22 protein-coding genes and 1 pseudogene are annotated in these 21447 nt (G+C 46.2%); 9 read left to right on the top strand and 14 right to left on the bottom strand.

The window, feature by feature from the left end; genetic code table 11:
- Positions 1 to 395 precede the first annotated feature (395 nt).
- From CS022_RS19580 to CS022_RS19570, 3 genes are all read left to right on the top strand, one after another.
- Complete coding sequence (locus CS022_RS19580; protein ID WP_129123652.1) at positions 396 to 737, top strand: TOPRIM nucleotidyl transferase/hydrolase domain-containing protein; 342 nt, start codon at positions 396 to 398, stop codon at positions 735 to 737.
- Positions 738 to 856: 119 nt separating this feature from the next.
- The gene (locus tag CS022_RS19575; RefSeq protein WP_129123651.1) at positions 857 to 1144 is read left to right on the top strand and encodes a hypothetical protein; all 288 of its coding nucleotides are present in this window, start codon (positions 857 to 859) and stop codon (positions 1142 to 1144) included.
- Positions 1145 to 1713: 569 nt separating this feature from the next.
- Positions 1714 to 2199, top strand: coding sequence for a DM13 domain-containing protein (locus CS022_RS19570; RefSeq protein ID WP_129123650.1), 486 nt, complete (start codon positions 1714 to 1716; stop codon positions 2197 to 2199).
- 195 nt (positions 2200 to 2394) lie between these two features.
- Here the strand turns inward: CS022_RS19570 and CS022_RS27460 are convergent, their stop codons facing one another.
- The 9 genes and pseudogenes from CS022_RS27460 to CS022_RS19530 all read right to left on the bottom strand — a co-directional run bounded on the left by CS022_RS27460 (position 2395) and on the right by CS022_RS19530 (position 9153).
- Positions 2395 to 2814: a carbohydrate kinase family protein gene (locus CS022_RS27460; RefSeq protein WP_161569683.1), complete on the bottom strand. Its 420-nt coding sequence runs from the start codon at positions 2812 to 2814 to the stop codon at positions 2395 to 2397.
- A gap of 5 nt (positions 2815 to 2819) precedes the next feature.
- Positions 2820 to 3380 (bottom strand): PfkB family carbohydrate kinase, encoded by a 561-nt coding sequence (locus CS022_RS27455; protein WP_161569682.1) that lies wholly within the window; start codon positions 3378 to 3380, stop codon positions 2820 to 2822.
- A gap of 46 nt (positions 3381 to 3426) precedes the next feature.
- Positions 3427 to 3594, bottom strand: coding sequence for a hypothetical protein (locus tag CS022_RS26740; protein WP_235869789.1), 168 nt, complete (start codon positions 3592 to 3594; stop codon positions 3427 to 3429).
- A gap of 8 nt (positions 3595 to 3602) precedes the next feature.
- On the bottom strand, positions 3603 to 4466 hold the full coding sequence (locus tag CS022_RS19555) for a TRAP transporter substrate-binding protein (RefSeq protein WP_235869787.1): 864 nt from the start codon (positions 4464 to 4466) through the stop codon (positions 3603 to 3605).
- A gap of 60 nt (positions 4467 to 4526) precedes the next feature.
- Positions 4527 to 5791 (bottom strand): annotated as a pseudogene (locus CS022_RS19550) (TRAP transporter large permease).
- 8 nt (positions 5792 to 5799) lie between these two features.
- Positions 5800 to 6246: a TRAP transporter small permease gene (locus tag CS022_RS19545; RefSeq protein WP_129123647.1), complete on the bottom strand. Its 447-nt coding sequence runs from the start codon at positions 6244 to 6246 to the stop codon at positions 5800 to 5802.
- A gap of 179 nt (positions 6247 to 6425) precedes the next feature.
- On the bottom strand, positions 6426 to 6809 hold the full coding sequence (locus tag CS022_RS19540; protein ID WP_129123646.1) for a RidA family protein: 384 nt from the start codon (positions 6807 to 6809) through the stop codon (positions 6426 to 6428).
- Positions 6809 to 8287 carry an N-acyl-D-amino-acid deacylase family protein gene (locus CS022_RS19535; RefSeq protein ID WP_129123645.1) on the bottom strand — a complete coding sequence of 493 codons (1479 nt, stop codon included), beginning with the start codon at positions 8285 to 8287 and terminating at the stop codon, positions 6809 to 6811. The genes CS022_RS19540 and CS022_RS19535 overlap by 1 nt, the downstream gene beginning before the upstream one ends.
- A 5-nt stretch (positions 8288 to 8292) precedes the next feature.
- Positions 8293 to 9153 (bottom strand): MurR/RpiR family transcriptional regulator, encoded by an 861-nt coding sequence (locus CS022_RS19530; RefSeq protein WP_129123644.1) that lies wholly within the window; start codon positions 9151 to 9153, stop codon positions 8293 to 8295.
- Positions 9154 to 9390: 237 nt separating this feature from the next.
- On the opposite strand from CS022_RS19530, the gene CS022_RS19525 reads away from it, so the two are divergent.
- On the top strand, positions 9391 to 10605 hold the full coding sequence (locus CS022_RS19525; RefSeq protein ID WP_129123643.1) for an amino acid deaminase: 1215 nt from the start codon (positions 9391 to 9393) through the stop codon (positions 10603 to 10605).
- A 43-nt stretch (positions 10606 to 10648) separates the two neighbouring features.
- On the opposite strand, the gene CS022_RS19520 is transcribed toward CS022_RS19525, so the two are convergent.
- The 4 genes from CS022_RS19520 to CS022_RS19505 form a co-directional block, all read right to left on the bottom strand.
- The gene (locus CS022_RS19520) at positions 10649 to 11224 is read right to left on the bottom strand and encodes a glutathione S-transferase family protein (RefSeq protein ID WP_235869785.1); all 576 of its coding nucleotides are present in this window, start codon (positions 11222 to 11224) and stop codon (positions 10649 to 10651) included.
- A 483-nt stretch (positions 11225 to 11707) separates the two neighbouring features.
- Positions 11708 to 12988, bottom strand: a complete 1281-nt coding sequence (locus CS022_RS19515; protein WP_161569681.1) for a sterol desaturase family protein — start codon at positions 12986 to 12988, stop codon at positions 11708 to 11710.
- A 340-nt stretch (positions 12989 to 13328) separates the two neighbouring features.
- Entirely contained in the window at positions 13329 to 14591 is a 1263-nt protein-coding gene (locus CS022_RS19510; protein ID WP_129123641.1) for a sterol desaturase family protein, read from the bottom strand.
- Positions 14592 to 14772: 181 nt separating this feature from the next.
- Entirely contained in the window at positions 14773 to 15693 is a 921-nt protein-coding gene (locus tag CS022_RS19505) for a helix-turn-helix domain-containing protein (protein ID WP_161569680.1), read from the bottom strand.
- A gap of 591 nt (positions 15694 to 16284) precedes the next feature.
- Between CS022_RS19505 and CS022_RS19500 the strand changes: the two genes are divergently transcribed.
- On the top strand, positions 16285 to 17520 hold the full coding sequence (locus tag CS022_RS19500) for an MFS transporter (RefSeq protein ID WP_129123639.1): 1236 nt from the start codon (positions 16285 to 16287) through the stop codon (positions 17518 to 17520).
- Positions 17504 to 18175, top strand: a complete 672-nt coding sequence (locus CS022_RS19495; RefSeq protein ID WP_129123638.1) for a peptidoglycan DD-metalloendopeptidase family protein — start codon at positions 17504 to 17506, stop codon at positions 18173 to 18175. The genes CS022_RS19500 and CS022_RS19495 overlap by 17 nt, the downstream gene beginning before the upstream one ends.
- 59 nt (positions 18176 to 18234) lie before the next feature.
- On the opposite strand, the gene CS022_RS19490 is transcribed toward CS022_RS19495, so the two are convergent.
- Positions 18235 to 18834, bottom strand: coding sequence for a TetR/AcrR family transcriptional regulator (locus CS022_RS19490; protein ID WP_129123637.1), 600 nt, complete (start codon positions 18832 to 18834; stop codon positions 18235 to 18237).
- A 129-nt stretch (positions 18835 to 18963) separates the two neighbouring features.
- Here CS022_RS19490 and CS022_RS19485 point away from each other — a divergent pair, with 129 nt between their 5' ends.
- From CS022_RS19485 to fdhD, 3 genes are all read left to right on the top strand, one after another.
- Positions 18964 to 19584 (top strand): glutathione S-transferase family protein, encoded by a 621-nt coding sequence (locus tag CS022_RS19485; protein ID WP_129123636.1) that lies wholly within the window; start codon positions 18964 to 18966, stop codon positions 19582 to 19584.
- A gap of 132 nt (positions 19585 to 19716) precedes the next feature.
- Entirely contained in the window at positions 19717 to 20385 is a 669-nt protein-coding gene (locus CS022_RS19480) for a glutathione S-transferase family protein (RefSeq protein WP_129123635.1), read from the top strand.
- A gap of 207 nt (positions 20386 to 20592) precedes the next feature.
- Positions 20593 to 21447, top strand: coding sequence for a formate dehydrogenase accessory sulfurtransferase FdhD (fdhD, locus tag CS022_RS19475; protein WP_129123634.1), 855 nt, complete (start codon positions 20593 to 20595; stop codon positions 21445 to 21447).

Below are 21447 nucleotides of genomic sequence, written 5' to 3'. Positions count from 1 at the left end.
TCTCGAGCGAGCGTAGGACAATAGAGTCTAACGGTATAAGTCCCGTCACCATATTTAACATGAGCTTGCTTGCGTTCCACTCCCACTCGTCAACGGGAAGAGAAAATACTGTTACGAACATATGCAAAATTACTCATAAAACTTCTTCGATTTTGAAGCAATGCCTCTTAGACAAAGTTCTTACGACGTGCCTAGTTTGGTATGCTTCAGCATAAAAAATTAGAAGCTCCATTTTGTATTTTTCGCTTTAAACGCTTTTCACAGTCCCGTAAGGCCAGCCAACCTTAGACATGCAGGAGATTTTAAAAATAAGTTTATGACGTCAGTTTGGGTGAGAGTCTGATATTCCGCCGTTAGCTGACGCCCTGCTTTGAGAGGAATAAAAGAGTATGGGTATGTCCATCGAAAAATGTGCGCAGGAGCAAGTCCTTAATGAACTCCAGCGTAAGGCCGTCATTCGTAAATCATCGCTTGCTCAACGTATCTACCTGTTAGTTGAGGGAGAGTTAGAAGAAGTTACTTTTCCGATACTTCTTGAACGTGCTGGCATTGACTACGAAAAAGACAATGTCGTAATATCAAATTACAAGGGTATTAATAACTTACCTCATGCCCTACGGATTATTGATCAGACAAATGGCCATCGTTATCCAATTATCGTCACGCACGGCAATGGCTTGATGATGAAAGCACTCGCCGGGTACTATCACAAGATACCAACAGCCTCAGCCACATAACACTTTTCGCTCTCCCTTTTCAAAATGTGGTTACTTATAAAAACGGCTGTAAAGGAAGCTCGTTTGAAGAGTCTTTCGACCCTGTACACTTTATTGATGTGTGTTTTACTACTGAGGTGATGCCTGAGCGCATTGTTGCAGTGAAGCAGACGTTTCTCACTGCTTTCGATATAAATACGCCTTGGCTACGTCAAATTGCTGAGTTTTGTCATGCGAGTGGTGATATGAACTTCGGTACCAGTGAGCTAAAGCTGGCTGAGCTACTGGCATTGTCTTCTCCCACATTACCCTCGAGTTTTATTGATTTAGCGAATTTGATAGCTGAAACCCGGCAAAAAAACGCATTCAAGCACTGCGATAAAACCAAACGACCGAAAATAAGCGGTATTACGCGTCCGAATATATGAAAGCGTAACTACGCAATACGACCAATAGTTACAGGTGTTAGTTACACGTTTAAAGCCCATCACAGGGGTCAGAAAGTACTACCTGATATACCAAGACTTCCCTTGTCCCGCAATGCGGGACTCTCCTTATCACTGGTTGGTCTCAATCATATAGCTACGCTATCCAAGGCTTTGGTATCTCCCGAAGCCACCTCGGGCAGCCCGCCATTGGAATGGATGACAGCTTCGAAGTTAACGCAGACTCAGGTTGCCAACAACATCCAAATGTTCCCGCTATAAATCTTTCCATGCAGCAATCGAAGACGCTGCAATCCAATTCGCCCAAGCGGCTCTCAACGCTGATAAGCTACTTTCAAAGAGTAGAAAATTCTTATCAATTATCTGAACAAACCAATACGACGCGCCTAATATGCTTACTCTATTTTGGCTTTGGCGTAAACTTGTGAACGCTTTAACGCAAAGACGGATAATGTTTGAAAGGAAAGTGGCAAAAGCGGTGTCTTATCTCAGTGCTATCCGTTGAGTAGTGTGTAATACGTATCAGCCAAAGAGAGATCGGAGAATACATAATGAAAAAATCACTTGTAATTGGACTGCTTGTTTCACATTCATTGGTGCTGGGAATTGGCTTTGCTGCGGGTTTGTATGTACTACCCATATTAATCGCACCACCACCACCAGACTCAGTGAGCATCCAAAGCGCTGTTCAGGCGAGTGAATATACCGGAGCCTTTACGAAAGACCGAGAAGACAGTGATGGTTTGCATTGGGGCGAGGGAGAAGTGTCAATCGGTGACGATCAGGTCGTATTCACAGGAGAGCTCGCTCCAGGTCCAGACTACTACCTGTATTTTTCACCGGAATTCGTAGAAACGGAAGCCGACTTCAATAGACTCAAAGCCAATATGGCTCAGGTTGGTCAGGTGAAAACATTTGAAAACTTCATTGTCGATTTACCTGATGATTTTGACCCATCAAAGTACAAGGCTGTTATTGTCTGGTGTGAATCCTTTGGGCAGTTTATTACATCTGCTGAATACACCCAAAAGAAGTAAGCACTTCCTATATCTGGTGCATTATGGCAAGGGGAAGACGTCACCGTAGGTGATCACTGTTTGTGAGACCACCTACGACACATCATAAAGCATAAGTGCCCCTATCACCCGTCATGGCAGTACGTGCCGTCAACGGTGAAATAGCCAAGGAGAAAAAGACAATAATAGCCACCCCAAGAGCCTTCATGACCGCAACTAACCGAACATGGCATCATGTTGGTGTGCCGCCAATGTGGGCTTTTTTCTGTCCACCAGCATATCTCGCGTATAGTCATCACCAATAATTGCACCGTGATGACGAATAACGCGACCACCGAGTTTATTTCCCTGTCGGCAACATTCGGTGAGATCTTCACCCGCACACAAATTTGCGAGAAAAGCCCCATTAAACGCGTCACCGGCGCCTGTGGTATCCAGCGGTAAATCAACACAGTCTGTTTCAATATGCGTCTGTTCGCCGTCAACACTGAGTAAACAACCTGCACCCGCAAGTTTCACCACCACCGTTTTGACTTTGAGTTCATGAAGCCGCTCACAAGTGAATTCAGGGGAAGGGTCACCCCAGAGTTGTTTTTCATCCTCGAACGACACCATCGCGATATCAACGTAATTCACAATCCTCAGATACCACCGCCTTGCCGAAGGAATATCTGCCAGAGTGATGGTCGGTAGTTGGAGTCGAATACAACTTGCGCGTTGTTCTGGCGCGCTTTACCCAGCAACGCTCTCAGATGACGCCTGTCATTGTCCATCAATATGGCCACAGAAATTGCGGTCAGGTAAATCAAATCAGAGTACTGCAGTTGTTCGCTGATTTGACTGAATTGTTTGTGGCGAAACATTGCACGTGCCGCTGAATCAACCCGCCAATACTGGAAAGACCTCTCTCCTTTCTCATCAAGCTTTATCATGTATAGGCCAGGCTGCCTTTTTTCGTCCCGCATGACAAAGCTGGTCCGAATGCCATCGGCTTGCATTCGCTCAACCATGCCATTGCTGAGGTCATCGGTACCGACAGCTGTGACAAAGTTTACCTCGGTAAAGGCTTTCCCAAGCCTTGCCAAGTATGAGGCGGTGTTTACTGTGTCTCCACCATAATATTGCGACATCTCACCGAAGGGCGAACCTCTGAGTTCGACCATGCCCTCACCAATGAAGGCGGCGCGTTTTTTTATAGTCATTATTTTTCTCCTAACGGGCCGACAAACTCCTGACCCCGAAAATCCACTACTGCAGATAATGCGTAGAATTCGCATCATCAACGGCTTTAAGGAATTGTTTCATCATCATCACACCCGGCTCTCCCAATGCAGACTCAATTTGAGCTTCAACCGCAGGTTGCGCCGCTTTACGCATCTTCTCGCGCTCTTCTGGCGCAAGCGCATTGACTTTCATTTTTGCCTTCAGCCTTCAAGACCGCGATCTTTGGACGCTTCAATTAAACGCGAGAGTCCACGGTTGGCGCTAAGAGCAATTTCCGTTGCATCAGAGACAATTTTTTTCTCCTCTGTCGAAAGGCTGTCGTAGACCGTTTTGTTCATCATGAAGGTATAAGGGGCAAACAAATGATTGGTCAGGGTCAGGTATTCCTGAACTTCATTGAACTTAGCAAATGACACAGTGGGAATAGGGTTCATTTGTCCATCAATAACGCCAGTCTGTAAGGAGGTATACACCTCACCCCACGCAAGCGGGTAAGCCTGTGCGCCCAGAGACTGAATAATGGCTTGGTGGGTGGGTAGCGTCATGGTACGAATCCTGAGGCCTTTAAAGTCTTTCAGGGTTTTCAGCGCTCTTTCTGAATTCGTGATAGAAAAAAAACCACCCGTATCAGGAAACGCCAGCACCTTTACATTTCCCAGATCTTTTTCAATATCTCTGGCAAGAATTTGCCCAAACTCACCGTCAAAGACACGATAAGTGGAGGCGTTGCTGGTGAAAACAAAAGGTACATCCAGCACACCGATTTTGGGGTAATAACCCGCCAGCGCGCCAACCGAGGTCAGCGTGGCTTGAAGCTGTCCATCACGTACCATCTGGACATGCTCCTTTGCACTGCCGAGTTGGTTACTCGGAAATACCTGTACTTTCACGCTGCCATTTGTTGCCGTTTCGACAATATTTTTGAACACAGCTGTAAATGCATGGGCAGGGTTTTCCATTGGATCTGCTTTATTGTCATGCGCAAAACGAATGACCTTTTCAGCCGCCGCCGTTGGTGAAAACAATAACGCAGCAAGTATCGAGGTGATTATCTTTGTAGACATTTTGCTCTCCGCTTTTAAACGAGACGGCTATTTATTGTTGTTCCGTCAACATATTTATCTTCAGTACCCAAGCATCCTCGGTATAAACAGGGCTAACTCTTCGTTATATGCGATAGTCAGTAACAGTGCTATTTGCCCGATAAGAAAAGGCATGAGCTCTCTAGCAATGTTTTCCAACCGCTCGCCAGTCACTGATGACAACACAAACAAGCAAGCACCTATTGGTGGTGTCATCAAAGAAATATTCAGTGCAAGTACAAACACAATGCCAGCATGAAGTGGGTCCATGCCGATTTGTTCGGTCAGAGGGATCAGGATGGGCGCCAGTATTACCAACATCACATTGATATCCATGATGGTTCCCACTACCAGCAACAGACCAATGATCATCAGCAAAACCAGATCTTTGTTGTCTGTAATCGCAAGAAACGCTTCTGCAATCTGCTGAGGAATTTGATTAAAGCTCATCCACCAGCCAACAATGCCCGCTGAGCCGATGATTAAATAAATCACCGCAGTCAGTTGAGCAGTCCTAACCAACATCTGGTAGAGATCGTTTAAGCTCACGTTACGAAAGACCACCGCACCCAAGAAAAGCGCGTAGGCAACCGCAATGGAAGCGGCTTCTGTTGGTGTCACGATACCAAAAACAATCCCGCCAATAATAATGAGCGGCATAATCAACGCCAGCGAGGCATCTTTCACACGAGCCATAATTTCGCCGAATCTCGCTGGGCAGTCAGTCTTGGGGAGACCTTTTCTTTTCGCGGTAACGGCGATAATGATCATGCAAATGGCACACACTAAAAGCCCCGGCAACACACCGGTGGCAAAGAGGCCTCCAATAGACACGCCCATCAGGCTTCCGTAAATGACCATAAGGCCGGAAGGGGGATAGTTGGCCCAATAATGGAGCCAGCAGCAGTGACAGCGCAGGCATAAGCCCGCCCGTAACCCTGACGCTCCATCGCAGGCACTAACGTGCGCCCGAAAGCTGCCGCGTCAGCGGTTGCAGCGCCTGTGATGCCGGAAAAGAAAACAGATGCGAGCATATTCGAGTGCGCGAGGCCACCACGCTTGTGGCCGACCATCGCATCAGCTAACAGCACCAATTGGCGGGTGATGCCGGTGTGATTCATGATTTCAGCCGACAAAATGAAGAAGGGCATAGCAAGAAACGGGAAAACATTGAGGCCATTGAATATTTTCGACGGAGCGAGGGAGGCAAAATGAGCACCGCCGATATCAAATAATCCCGACACACCAGCAACGCCAAGCGCGACGGTAATAGGTGCGCCCAGCACGAGTAGGAGAATGAAAAGCATTGCGACAATCATGAGACCGCCCCTTTCACATCCGAATGACGAGATTCGAACAGCGCTATCACGTCAAGGGCTAGCACCAACAGTCCTTGAAAGGCGGTGAGACCAAAGGTCACGGGAATAGCGAGGTAGGCCCAAAACATAGGCAAGGCAAACACGGTCGAAAACTGCTGAAAGCCCTTTTCAGCAAACGCAATACCCGTAACAGCAATCAATGTGAAGAAGCCGACGCTGGTAACACCAATCGCAATCGAAAGCAGTTGCTGCGGGAATAAAGGTAACCTATCAACAACAAGCCTTAACCCCATGTGCTCACGTGCAGCCGTGCAGCATGGCACTGCGAGCATAATCCCCCAGATCATGATGTAGCGCGCTAACTCTTCAACCCAAGCAAGTTGAAGGTGCAACACATATCTGTCTAATACGCCAAGCCAGACATCAACCAGCAAAATTGCCATCAGTATGCCCACGAGGCACGATTGAGCCTAACACTGACCTGTTGGACAGTGACGAGTCGTTGCCGCAAAACTTCCATCTTTGTGTTCCTCAACAGCAAACTTACTTACAGCCTGACGAAGGCTGAGTAATCCCTGAGGACGGCTCTATGCGCGTTCTTATATTTGTTTTTTGTTATTGTTTACGGTTTGTAGCAAGTCACATCCACTTCGACTTTACAATCAACCACCAGATCGGCAACGAGGCAGATCCGTGCAGGTGGATGCTCACCAAATATCTCTTTAAACACTTTGTTGAATGACTGAAAGTAGCGGGCATCTGTCAGCACGACTTTTGCGTGTACGACATGCTCAAGACCATAACCCGCCTCTTTCATAATCTTCAGACAATTGTCAATCGCGATTCGCGACTGGTCGACAATCCCCCTTTCGACGACTTCGCCGTCAATCATAGGCGTTTGTCCTGATACGTAGAGCCAGCCACCAGCTTCGACTGCCCTTGAAAAGGGTAGGTGTTGACCACCGGTACCCTGTCCGCCTTCTACTCCATAGCGTGTAATTGCCATCATGACTCCTCACCCTTCATGGGTTTTGCTAGCGGAGATGATGCACGCCTAAGCAGTCTTCCCCGTCGGTTTTGGGTGACTTTTCCGTCAGTAAACGACAACTCGCCATTCACCCAGACTGCATGAATTCCTTCCGCCTGTCTGACTGGATTTTGATAATCCGCCACATCTTTCACTTTTTCGGGGTTAAACAGAACGAGGTCTGCATAGTTACCCACTTTGATGACGCCGCGTTCTACAAGGCCAAACTCACTCGCTGACAAGCCCGTCATTTTGCGCACGGCCTCTTCAATGGTCAGTAATCCGAGATCTCTTGAGTAGTGTCCCAGAACTCTCGGAAAGGTGCCCCAAAGACGTGGATGAGGCTTGGGGTCGTTGGGAAGCCCGTCAGAGCCAACCATACAAGCAGGATGTGAGAGCACACGCTCAAGATCGTCAGCCAGCATACAATGGTAAACCGCTCCTGCTGGCTGCAAACGACGCGCGGCGTCTTCAATAGATACACCCCATTCTTTTGCAATATCAACCAACAACCTGCCGGCCTGATCGGGTTCGCTATCTGACCAGGTAATTTGGATATCGTAATCTGCGGTGACCTGCTTGATATCGAGATTGCTTGAACTCGCGGTATATGGGTAGCAATCCAGCGCCACGTGTTGTTTGCAACGCATTTCGTCAATTTTGGCCAGTGTTTGCTTTGTCCGCCCCCAGTTCGCCTTACCCGCACATTTGTGATGCGAGAGCACAACAGGGACTTTAGCCATATCGCCCACTTCAAAGGCTTCATCCATCGCCGCGAGAATCTCTGCAAACTCGGAGCGTAAATGCGTGGTGTAGACACCGCCATACGTGGAGAGTTCACAGGCCAGCGCAATGACTTCTGAATTCGGTGCCGCCATTGCAGAGCTGTACGCAAGGCCTGAACTGAGACCAATCGCACCTTGCTGCAGTGCCAACCTCAGCGCATCGCGCATTGCCGTAATTTGTTCTTCAGTTGCAGGCTGCTTGAGATCAGAAAGTGTCGATGCTCTAAGCGAAGTATGCCCAATCAGTGCAGCAACATTCACGCTTGGACGTGCTGTTTCAACGGCCGATGCGTAGCTCGCGAAATCGGGATAGGTGAAGTCGAATCGATCGCCGAGCAGATTCATTGGATCGGGTGGGTCACCATCTAAAATCACAGGAGAGGCACTAATACCACAGTTACCCACAATGACAGTCGTTACCCCCTGACTGATCTTCGCCATCATTTCCGGCGAATGAATCACATTGGTATCGTCATGGGTATGAACATCAATAAAGCCGGGTGCCAAGCAATACCCTTTTCCCTCGAATACAGTATCAGCGTCTTCAGCATTGAACTGACCAATGGCCGCAATGCGGTCACCCGATATGGCGATATCGGCAGATTTTGCTGGCTGACCCGTACCGTCTACCAACATCACATCTACAATCACTGAGTCAAATCGTGCTGACATTGTGCTTAATCCCCCAAGGGTAGTCTGTCATGGCCTTTGCGATGCTCATCCAGGCTGACCTTGATTCGTCTTAGGTTGTCCTGTGTGTCTTCACCATTTACTTGCGCCAGCCGGAGAGCCAGAATATCGAGCATCAACAGCGCTGCGTAACGTGACGATGTAGGACGATATATATCGTCACCCTCAAAGGTTTCCATCAACAAGCCGCAGTCCATCACCGTCGCCAGTGGAGACCCCGCTTGGGTAATCGCGACCACTCTTGCACCGTAACGTTTGGCAATCATGCTGATCTCAAGCACTTCCGGTGTGTAACCCGTCAGTGAAAAGACAAGAAGTACATCTCCCGCTCTGAGCGTCGATGCCATCATACGGGCCATTAAACCATCGGTGACTGCGCTGCAGCGAATACCCAACCTGAACATTCTGTTTTGGGCCTCTTGAGCCATTATGGTGGACCCACCGCCACAGCCAAAAATGATGGTATTTTCAGCCTTGCTGATAACACGTACCGATTCTTTCAAGGCCATCTCATCAATACGTTTCTCATTGTGATCAAGCAAATCTCTTATCCCCTGAAAAATCCCGCCGATATCGGTGTTAACAGGAGTAGCGACGAAGCGCTGCCCAACAGCCAGCGATTGTGCCAACAGCACCTTCATTTCGCGGACATCTTTACACCCCAAAGCTTTCGCCAAACGCGTCACACTGGCTTCACTGACACCCACTCTTTTGGCGATATCTGAGATATTTGCCTGCGAACAAAACACTGGATCGTCTTTGATTGTGTTCGCGACTTTCTTCTCTGCCTCTCTTAGATTGGGCAGACAAATTGCAATGCGAGTGAGAATATCTGTCTGTTGAGTCATTGTGCCTCCGCGTTTGTTCCACGATAATTTAGTGACATTTAGCTAACATATTTGTTAACTAGATCACTATTCCGCAATTTGTATGTTAGTTTCTAACATGGTTAAACAAGTAACATCTCGCAAAACTATGTAATTAATGACTTTTTAGTCAATAGTATAACAAGATAAATTTTTTGACATCGTGATACTAACTAACATGCAGTTGTTCAGATCACACAATAGGAGTAAGTGTTTGATATGGAGAAGGGATATTGTTTTCTGCCTGAGGAAATAGGAGGTTCACCTAATTTAGTGCGTGAAGAAATAAGCCTTCCGGCTGCCGTTATTTTTGCTGAACAACTTGAAGAAAACCTGATGTGGATGCAGGAGTTCTGCGACCGACAGGGTGTCCTTTTCGCACCACACGCCAAAACAACCATGACTCCCTATATCTTCACCCGACAGCGCAAAATTGGCGCATGGGGGCTGACATTTGCAACCCCCGTACAAATCTATAACGCATACCGCAGCGGCGCCAGAAACCTCATCATGGCGAACCAACTTGTGGGTCGCGCCAACATGAAAATCATTGCGGCGATGCAAGAAGACCGAGATGTAAATTACTTTTGTGTTGTCGACTCCATTGATAACGTTCGAGACCTTGCAGACTTTTTTGCCGAGCACAACCAAACACTGAATGTCATGATCGAACTCGGTGTGCCCGGAGGGCGTTGTGGATGCAGGACTGACAAGCAGGTTGACCGACTGGTCGCCGAAATCGCCAAACATGCGTCTATTCGTTTAACCGGTATTGAGTTCTACGAAGGCGTTGTGCATGGTGACGACCCAGAAATCTTGGTCAGACAGTTTATTGAACGTGCTGTTTCGACACTCAAACGCCTGATGGTGGAAGATGCATTTGATGATGATCAGGTGATTGCGACAGGCGCTGGCTCGGCATGGTATGACATTGTGGCTGACGTATTTTCAAAAGCAGATCTACCGCTGAATGTTTTGCCGGTGTTACGACCGGGCTGTTACGTGACGCACGACTGCGGCATCTACCAAGACGCACAAGATAAAGTATTACTGAGAAGCCCCTCTCTTTGTGAGATCCCCGGTGAACTGACCAACTGCCTCGAGGTGTGGGCAATCGTCTGCTCAGTACCGGAAGATGGCAAAGTTGTTGTGAATCTTGGTAAACGCGATGTGGCTTTCGATGCCGGCTACCCAGGCGTCGTTCGTCATTTCCGCAAAGGCAGAGCCATTGCCTCAAATTTTGCTGACTGGCAAGCAACAGAGATTATGGATCAACATCTGATGATAGATGTACCCTTGACCACCGACATCAAGCCCGGCGACATGTTAGCCTTCAGCCAGAGTCATCCGTGCCTCACCATGGACAAATGGCGTCAGGTTCACCTCGTCGATAATCACTTTAATGTGACAGAGACTGTATCGACCGTATTTTGATTATTTACAAAAAGCCCGTGAAAACCGGGCTTTTTGCTCAATATCAATCTGTCGGTTCAGTCGCTTTGACGGGTTCTCGTGTTTGATTAGACGTAAAGAATCGATTCAAATTTGCAAACGCTGACCAATCATAAAGCTCCCGAAAAGCGACCCAATCAAGAAGGCAATAGAGACAAATCGCGGGGTAATCCCAGTCCGCAAACTGTCCTTGTGCCGCCGCATCATCAAGGTGTTCAAACGCAACAGCCGCACGTTCACGATGAAGGTTGAAACAAAAGGTATCGTCTTGGACATCAAAGCCTGATCGCTTAAGCGTCAACAGCTGAACCATCGAATCGTTTACTGCGTTAATCACTGTCAGCAGGTTCTCTTGCTGCCAGGTTAAATCAATGCAGCCAAACTTTTCTTGTAGATATCGATAGATAACATTGGAATCAAAGATGAACTTACCGTCATCCTCCAACATAGGAATTTTTAATGTCGGATTCTTTGAAATCAAAAACTCACGTTGTTTTTCCTCGAAGATGTTCATCGGAACAAATTCAACATCTTTTCCGTCCAGCAAGATGCGTATACGACGAACATAAGGAGAAGGCAGAGAACCATACAAAGTCAGCATGTTGTGTCCAAATTCAAGAGAGTAATGTCAACTACATTCAACGCCCATTGAACGACGCAATCAAATAACTTGAGTGCAGGGAACCAAAAAACCGGTTAATGATAGAGACAGATCACTCATTGATTGATGTTTCAAAGCCAAAATAGGCAGCGCCAGCCAATACAGTACCGCTTCGATAATTATCATTAATCGTGCTGAAATCCTCTTTGTCGGAATAAAAAACTACCACCCTCCTCTATAGAAATGACCGACGAAACGGGAGAGTGGCAGAAACTTTTATACAATGGCTCTGGCTTTACTTTTTGCCCTACTGATAGTAGTCAGGACACCATGACAAACCGCCCAGCGAGAATGTCAAAGGTTTAAAAGAAAATGAAACCAATCAATCAGATAGTCTGATACGTGTTTTTCCGAATGAGGAATAAAAAGCTGCCACACTCCACAACAGGAATTGCCGACGAAACGGGAGAGTGGCAGAAACTTTTAAGATGTGGTCACTGACTCGGTTTGTTTTTCGTCTGACGCCTCTTCAGGGAAGCTGAAAAGCCACGCAGAAAGAATGCCCACGGCATAAAAACTTACGAAAACGAAATCGATGAACCAGAGCCACTCAAAATGAGTAATGGGAGTATTGGCGAACGTGATCATGCATGTAAACAGGACAAGTCTCGCGACTGGCAGCAGTGCTTGTTTTTGTCCTTCCATCACGGTGGTGTACGTCCAGACATTAAACAACGCGAAGCCACCGAAGAGATAAGAATGAAATACCGACAGTTGTGGTAAAGCCAAGAAATAAAGCATGATCAATAATGTCGCAGCATTTAGCTCTAGAAATGACCACACTTTGAGCGCTCGCGATGTTTTCGGCTGGTACTTTTCTAAGCGATAAACATCACCGACACGCTCAGACGGAAACTTCTCTTTCACATCTTCAGGGCGCCAGTTGGTTGGTGCATACCAGATTTTTAGTTTGTCAGACCATTTTTTCGTATGAAGAGTGTCACGGAGCATTTTCGCCCACAACATGTAATCAATTTTGATTGGATTCCACGTTTTTACCGGATGAGTGATGCCATACACTTGCTCTACACCGGGGATTTTCAATTGGAAGGTGCCAAACATCTGGTCCCAGATACTGAACCACGCACCAAAATTCGTATCGATATACTCTTTATTCATTGAATGGTGAATGCTGTGCTGCTGTGGCGTCACGATGATGTACTCCAACCACCCTAAATCGCCGATAAGTCGCGTGTGGTACCAGTACTGATAAAACAAGTGTACAAAGCCAATGATGGCGACCATTTCAAACGGGATCCCAATGAGTGCAGCAGGGATGAGAGCGACGCTCGCGTAATTAACAAAGCCATTCGTCGACTGTCTGAGCGCAACGGGAAGGTTATATTCCTCACTGGAGTGGTGGATTAAATGAAGCTGCCAAAGACTATTAACGCGATGCGTCCATCGATGAAACCAATATGCTGAAAAGTCTTTGCAAAGGATGACAACCACCCATGCTATCCATGAGTCTGCCGGCACGTGAAATATTGCGTAATTCTCTACAAACCAGTTGTAGGGAGCGAGGACAAAAATAAAACCGATTGCAGCAAACGTTATGTTTGCGAGGCCAGAACTCAAGGAACTTACAACATCTTCAAAGCTCGGATAAACATTTTTTTTCATATACAGCGACGCGCCGTACTCAATGGCTATCAGAAGTACAAAGGCAGGTACAGCGAAGAATAAACTATCCTGAAATGTCATGCTTGCTCGTCCATTAATTAAACATGCAATCATATTGAAGGCTTAATCGACAATCTTCCTATGGAATGGTTTGCGACAACCAATGAAAACGTTTAATCAAATTAAAAACAGTAAGTTAAGATAGAAAAAACATGATTAATGAATTTGTATATTGGATAATTTCAACAGAAAAAGTGGTAGGCTTTTTAATATTTCCAAACACAGTGTGAATAAATTCAGAGGCGATAATTGTCCCTTGAGTCACTGGCGACAGAAAAGAGGTAAATGGGGAGTTTACGCAAGCACAACATAAAAAAAGCTGCCCCTGAGGACAGCAAATCATCGCTAGAAATAACTTACGTTATGAGGCAGTGGGAGCCAGCGCATTGACCGAGCGGTTCCAGCTCCATCCTACCCATAGACCTGCCAGATAAATGCCAGCAAGCAGCGTATCAACAAATGCTAATGCATCGTTGTTAAAGACTGTCACTCCGATATATTGGGTCAAAATAAGAAAGGCACTAAATCGCAGTAAAGGTAAAAGTCGAGCGCCTTTCCCCTCCATCACAATGGTGTAGACGGCGACATCAAAAATGATAAACACACCGAACATCAAGGTCTGGAATGCAGACAACTGTGGTAATTGGAAAAATAAGCCAAACACTAAAACAAGGGATAAAATAAGCTCCATCATTGACCACACCAATAAAGGGGTGGAAATTTTTGGCGCAAATTTCTCAAGCTTTGACACATCATCCAGCTTATTGATTGGGAACCGCGTACTTACATCCTCAGGTCGCCAGTTAGTTCCCTTGAGAAGCACGCCAAACTTATCGCGTATTTTTCTTGTGAATAACAAATCACGGGTAATTTCCCATAGAGGAACAAAGTTTATCGTGACTGGATTCCAGGTTTTTACTGGCTGAGTGACACCATAGACAGGCTCGACACCCTTCACTTTGAGTTGGAAAGTCCCAAAGAGCTGATCGAAGATACTGAACCATTTTCCGTAGTTTTTGTTCTGGTATTCCTTGTTCATCGCATGATGAATACTGTGCTGCTGCGGCGTCACCAGTACATATTCGAGCCACCCTAAATCACCGACTAATTGGGTGTGATACCAGTATTGGTAGAAAGTATGAACGGCCAACATCACAACCAGCATTTCGGGCGGTACGCCCAACATCGCCGCGGGGAAAAAGAATAATCCAGTTATCTCAACAAAGGTGTTGATGTTCTGACGGAGCGCACACGCTAAATTAAACTCTTCGCTTGAGTGGTGAATAATGTGGAAGCGCCAAAAAAGGTTATTTTCATGTCCCAGTCTATGGCCCCAATACCCTATGAAATCAGCAATCAATACAACCGCTAACCACGCCAGCACAGGGTTATCTGAAATATCGACAATGATGAGATGCTGATACATGGCCTCGTAAGGTACAAAAACGAAGATAACACCCAGACTCGCGAAGGTGATGTTCGATATGCCGGAGCTCATTGAGCTAATCGCATCCGGGATGTTGCTGTATACGTTTTTTCTTTTGTAAAGACCGACAAAAAATTCTAACCCGACCAACAAAACAAATACGGGTATCGCGAACAATAACGTTTCTTGGTAAGTCACTCGACATACTCCTTTGCATTCCGACAGCTGAGTCTCCTTTAAACAACTGCGGCATTAATTGAATGTCGGTAAGTGTTGGTCAGGTTTGCAAAACCATCCTATGAAAACGTCACAATGAGATAATGAAAAAATACAAAAATAGATAATTCATTTTTAAATCAGAGTATTAAACTCAAATAAATTAGGTAATATTTTCTTTTTTTCTGAATTCACTCGGGGTAACACCACATATCTCTTTAAAGGCCTTGTTAAACGTCGACAGGTTCTTATAGCCGACTTCTATGGAAATCTTGAGGATGGTATCGTTGGCCTCTTTATCAATTAACCGAGACTTAGCTTCAGCGATCCGGTACTGGTTGAGGTATGCGTTAAAGTTTCGAAAACCCAGTCCTTGGTTGATCGCTTTCCTGAGTCGGTAAGTGGGAATGTTAACTTCCTCTGCCAGCTTGGTCAGCGATAACTCCATATCGTGGTATAGGTTATTTTCTTCCATCTCTGTTTTCAGGCAACGCAAGTCGGCCTCATATTCTTCTGCAAAAGCCTTGGTTTTCTCCGGCATGGCATCAGGTGAAGCACTTTTGATGAACTCCGGCTTGAGGTCGAAATAAACAACAATGATGAATAAACAATGAATGATGATAGCAATGGAGATGATGGCATTGGTCAGCAGAGACCAATATATGACGCCAGCAGGGGAGCTATTGATGGCATATACATAGAGAACGATGGAAATGATAATAACCGGACCCGTCACACACAAAATGAATGTTCGAGCCAAGCGGCGATATTGCAGTAAATCATCCGACCAATTCCGAAACATGGTCCAGTAAGCGAATATCACACACATCACATCAACCATAAACTGAGTGCTAATCAAGTAGTAACGGACCCCTCCCTCCGTCTCTTCACCTGTTGATGGCCCCTGAGCCATAAACGCAATGTAAAATAGCGCGGTGAATACTAAGGTGCCTTTCTCGACATAAGTGAGGACAAACCCATCTTCAAAATGAAGCCTCAAACAAATTAGAAACAACACCGGAGTGAAGTATTCTAGTCCATTAAACATATGCGCAAGGTACGGCGAATTACCATCAAATAGCATTCTGAACACATAAGCCAGAATACAGAGGTTAAAAGCCAGGTTCCACAAGCTGTAATATGAGGATGGAATAACCCTGATTGTCTTTATGCTTAACAGCGAAACGGTAAGCAACATAGTTATCGCTGAAAAAAGTAAAGGTGTTAGATAGTCCGACATGCCAGCCACAGTAAATTAAAAAACAACGATGCTATCATTTAGATTATAAGTTAAGTGTCTCAAAGGCCGTTATATCATAAACATCTTTTAATTTAGTTTGATCTAATTAATAACGATGAGTCGCTGATATTGATTTCGCAAATCTCCAAAGGCCTAAAAAGAATACGTCCATAGTTTCATACCTTATGCCTATATTTTTAATACACAGCAAAATTAACTCGCCGACCAAGCAATAATATTTACGCAACACTGACACCATGCTTAGAACAAAAAAAGCTTTGTAATCAGTATAAAACAACAAACAATCATTTAATTAACTGGTTAAATATAAATTTATAATCAATAACCCTTCATTTACATTGCTTAGTAATTATTTTAACTAGCTTGGTGCTTATTGATAATTTAAAATACCTCCATAATAAGAGGAACGTCATTATGTCTGTAAGTCAGGTCCTACCTCAGAGAGAATCCTCTGAGGCCTTTAGCCTTTTCGTTTTATTTTCTGTTGTATTTTTGGGCTCAGCGGGTTTCTTTATTACTATTCCCTCCTACGTTGGGCTCTTTTTGAGTCACTCAAGAGGAATGACTGACAACAGCATGAGTATTGAGGAGAGACGCCAGCTTTACGGCTTGGTCATGTCTTTCGCACCATTCATTTCCATGCTGTTTACACCGTTTCTTGCGCGATTATCTGACAGTATTTCACGCAAATTTATGATGTCACTTTGCCTTGTTATCGCCGCCATTGGTTTCGCCATGCCTGTGTTGGCCATTGCAGCAGGCTCTATTGTACTTCTGTTTGCCGGAAACATGATCAACAGTCTTGGCTCTGCGAGTCAGCCTATTGCGCAAGCTGAGCTGTCCAAAATCTCTGAGGGACCAAAACGCGTCAAACTGATGAGCCTCGTGGGTGTGGTCATGACGGCCGCCATGTCTTTTGGCCCGGCGCTGGGCAGCAAATTGAGTGCAGAATTCGGTGTTTCAGCGCCCTTCTATGCGTGCCTCGGTTTATCACTCATCAATCTGATCATGCTGCAATACACCCATGTATCAACCAAGGCTGAGGTAAAGGAAAACCCAATTTCCTTACTCGCACCGCTCAAGCGGAGTCAAAAAGGATTTTTTAGCTCGCTCGGGCTGGTATTCCTGTGTCAGTTTTGTTGGAGCCTTTATTTCCAGAGCACGGCTTTTATTCTTCCTGAAGTTTTCAACTACTCCATTGAAAGTAGTTACTATCAAGGATTGATGTCAGCCATTGGTATCATCATGATCGGCTCTCTTCTACTGCTTCCGACAGCGCTAATGACACATTGGCCGCTAACGACATGCATAAGAGTGGCATTAGTTGTCGCTGGTGCTGGAATGTTGATCATGACATTGTGTAATGAATATTGGCTTCATATGCTAGTACTCGTGCCCACAATCATTGCCGTTGCGGTCTTGTATCCTTTTTATCTCATACAGCTGTCAGAGGCAGCAGCGAGAGACGATCAGGGCTGGGCAATGGCTTTGGCCAGCGCAGCTATTGGGCTGGCGTGGACATTAAGCGGATACCTGACAGCGATGATGATAAATATCACGCTCTATTTGCCTCTTTGGGTAGCATCGGCGGGGCTGTTCGCGGCGATAACGCTGACCAGAAAAGGAAAAACGAATGCCAACACACTTTGAATCGTTGTTAAGCAGCCTTGATGTATCAACGGTTTTGCCGCCTGAGATCCAATTTGGCCAAGCGTTGATTGTTGACCTCTCACGCACTAGACCAATGTGGCAAGCCGTCGGTGATGGAAATCCCGATGAATGGGTACTCAATCAAATGCGTGCGATCGGCGCGACAATGTCCATTGGACGTTACAACGAGCAACGTCCAATCTACGAAAACACAGAACAGTTCGAAGGAACACCTGATCGCGATTTGCACATCGGTCTTGATTTAGGCGTGATGCCCGGTACACCGCTAACAACACCAGTTGATGCGACCGTTTTCAGTCTTGCTGACCACCAGCATCAAGGGGATTACGGGCCAACGGTGATTCTTCGCCACCAAGAAAAAGGCCTAACGTTCTTCACGCTTTACGGACATCTCGCCGCTGATACCTTGAACAAAATTAATGTGGGGCAAACGCTGGTTAAAGGTGAACTGTTTGGGTGGGTGGGTGATAAAAGTGAAAATGGCGGATGGGCACCTCACCTCCACTTCCAGATCATTCAAGATCTTGGTGAATGGAAAGATGACTACCCAGGTGTGACTTATTCAAATCAGGCAGAAGTCGTTCTTGAAAACTGCCCGGATCCAAACCTGATAATCCGCCGAGATGACCTTTAAGCTATCGCATGTTTACACAGCGCCACTGGCGCCTATATCCTAAAAGGTATAGGCGTCTGCTACACCGCCGAGTTGGCCAACCGCAACCCATTAAACACGCTCTCAATAATCCTCATACTTCGTTCAACAATCTCCATGTTTCTGACCTTAGAAACCACTCTCATGCCATATAATTGCGTGATCACCAGCGCTGCTAATGCGTCAACATCAGTGTCTTTACTGATAGAGCCGCGTTGAATATCGTTCACCAGTGCATTGCAGACAGCAGATGCCATCGAGTCCAGCGCGTTGTCGCACATCCGGTGAATGTCTGAGTCAGACATCGCACGTTCTGCCAACGCATTCTGTAGCAAACAACCGTGCGGGTCGCGATGGAGCATCGACACAAACCCGGAGAAATACTTAACAATTTCGATTGTCCCTGCTTCCTTCGACCTCAGGGGCTCTAAATCCTTGAGAACAACATTCTTCAGGTAGTAATCCAAAGACTCTTTGTACAATGACTCTTTATCTGTAAATGCGTCGTAAAGGCTAAACCGATTCATGCTCAGTTCATTGACTAAATCAGCCATGGTTGTTTGAGCAAACCCTTTACGTCTAAACAAATTTATCGCCATTTGCAGTTTTTCGTCTTTATCTATCCTCTTCACTTTTCCCATTTTCGAATAATCTCTTTTCTGAAACACATTTTTTGAACAGTTGTTTAAAAAACAAATATCGGTGAAATTGACTACCGATAAAACTATGTTTAAATAATAGCCAGAACGTTCATTCTAATATGAGGTATGATGAAAATATATCAGCGAGCAGGCACACCCAGCGCTAGCAGGGTAGCTATTTATCTCAAACTGAAAGGCATAGAAATCGATGAAATCGATATCGATATTCGTGGAGGTGAAAACCTCACTGACGCCTTCAAAGCCATCAGTGTTACCGGTTTAATACCCGCTCTAGAACTGGATGACGGTACGACGATCAGTGAATCCGTGGCTATCTGTCGTTACTTCGAAGCCTTATATCCAGACCAAAAGCCGAACCTGTTTGGCATCTCGCCTATCGAGCAGGCGAAAGTGGAAATGTGGCAGCGGATAGTGGAACTGAACGGATTGCGCAATGCTTTCGATGCCTTCAGAAACGTAGCCCAAATTTACAAAGACAGAGAGAATTGCATTGAGGAGTGGGGGCACGAAGCAAAGCTCAGGCTAACTCAGTTTTTGCCCAAGCTCGAAAGACAACTCTCAATGCATCCCCATGTCGCAGGAGAAAACCTGAGCATCGCTGACATTACCGCGTTTGTTCTGGTGAACTTTCTCCCCTATGTCGATGTTTCCATTGATGACAATAGCTACCCGTCACTGCTTGCGTGGCATCAGAAGCTGTCACAAAATCCTGCCTTTCAACGGCGTTAGGGTCATCACCCTTTCGCTGATTGCTTTGCTTTCATTACCGGTCGTTATACTCTCAACACCCAAGTACGCTTTTCGACACTCGGTGAAGTTCGAAAACCGTTAAGCCGTCTCCTCTCTGCTGAAGGCAAAAATATGATTGAGCTATACACTGCCGCCACACCTAATGGTCACAAAGTCTCCATAGCGCTTGAAGAACTGGGGCTCGACTACACCGTCCATGCGCTCAGCCTGACCGATAACGAGCAAAAACAGCCTGACTTTCTTGCTATTAACCCCAACGGACGTATTCCAGCCATCGTCGACAAAAGTAACGATGACTTTGCGGTATTTGAGTCTGGTGCAATACTGCTGTACCTCGCGGAAAAAACGGGCAAGCTGTTGCCTTCTGACGCCAAAGCGCGCTCTAGAGCCATCCAGTGGCTGATGTTCCAGATGGGCGGTGTCGGTCCTATGATGGGTCAGGCCAATGTGTTTTACCGCTATTTTCCAAAGAAAATTCCTGCTGCCATTGACCGCTATCAACATGAAGGAAGACGACTGTTTGAAGTCATGGATACCCAGCTTGCCGACAATACCTATCTGGCAGGCGATGAATACAGCATTGCCGATATCGCGACCTGGCCTTGGGTAAGAATCCATGAGTGGAGCGGTATCAGTATTGACGGCCTAGAAAACCTTCAACGCTGGGTGGCATTACTGGCCGAACGACCCGCCTGTCAAAAAGGCATATTGGTGCCGCCGCCTTCAGAATTGTCTGACGAAGAACGGGCGAAACAGATCAGTAAAATGGTTTCTCGCTAGTATAAAACACACTGCATATTTTCCTTTTAAACCAACCTCCAAATCTTTGATTAACTCCGGTGATGGCGCTCCTTTAAGCGGTAATGCGCTTCAAAAGTCAGACCCGGAGTAACTTGCCATCGCGTCTCCTTGTTTTTTTTCTCAATACCTAACTAGGATGAAAGCAGGGAGAGCGATATAAATCGCTTTATAGCAGCAAGGAGAGTTATGGGCCGTACAACACAGGAAAAAAAGCTAAACACGGTTTCGAATACTGAACAGGACGCCATAGATCCGGACAACCCGTTGCCCGCGCACAGTAACGTCAGTTACTCAACGGAACAACAGCACATCAACCCGCAGGTTATTGTGCCGTGCGAAGTGCCGCTGGCTATTAGCTACAACGGCGTGAACCATGCCGTCATGATGGTGACCCCGCAAGACGTCGATGACTTTGTCGTGGGGTTTTCGCTCACATCTCACATCATTAAAGACAGTAACGAGGTCCATGATATTCAGCTGACTCGAAGCAACGATGCACTCCTTGCCGACCTCTCGCTGGCAAACCGTGCGCAAGCAAGACTGAGTGAGTCAAAGCGTCAACTTGCAGGCTCAACAGGCTGCGGCATCTGCGGTATCGAGTCTTTGCAAAAAGCCTTTCCAGATCTTCAGCCTCTCAAACCAGCCGAACCTTTGAGTGAAGCCCAGCTTTGTCATGCGCGATGCACATTGAGAGACTGGCAGAAGCTAGGCAATGTCAGTGGGGCTATTCACGGCGCATTAATCCTCGACAGCAAGGGGGATATAAAGCTATCACGCGAAGACATTGGCCGTCATAACGCGTTGGACAAAGTGATTGGGGCAGCAATGAAAGCAAACCTGCTTTCAAGTGATGCTACCCTTCTGGTGACCAGTCGATGCAGTATCGAGTTGGTTCAAAAAGCCATTACAGCGGGTGTAAGTAGTTTAGTCACCCTAGGCACACCCACTACTCTTGCAATCAAAACCGCACAGCAATATGGCCTTAACCTTATCCATCTGCCAAGACGCGATACCCCCCGTTTTTATGACAAAAATGCCTAG

Origin of the sequence: Veronia nyctiphanis (genome assembly GCF_004116385.1) — a bacterium.
Taxonomy (GTDB): Bacteria; Pseudomonadota; Gammaproteobacteria; order Enterobacterales; family Vibrionaceae; genus Veronia; species Veronia nyctiphanis.
This window is presented reverse-complemented; position numbering and strand designations above follow the sequence as displayed.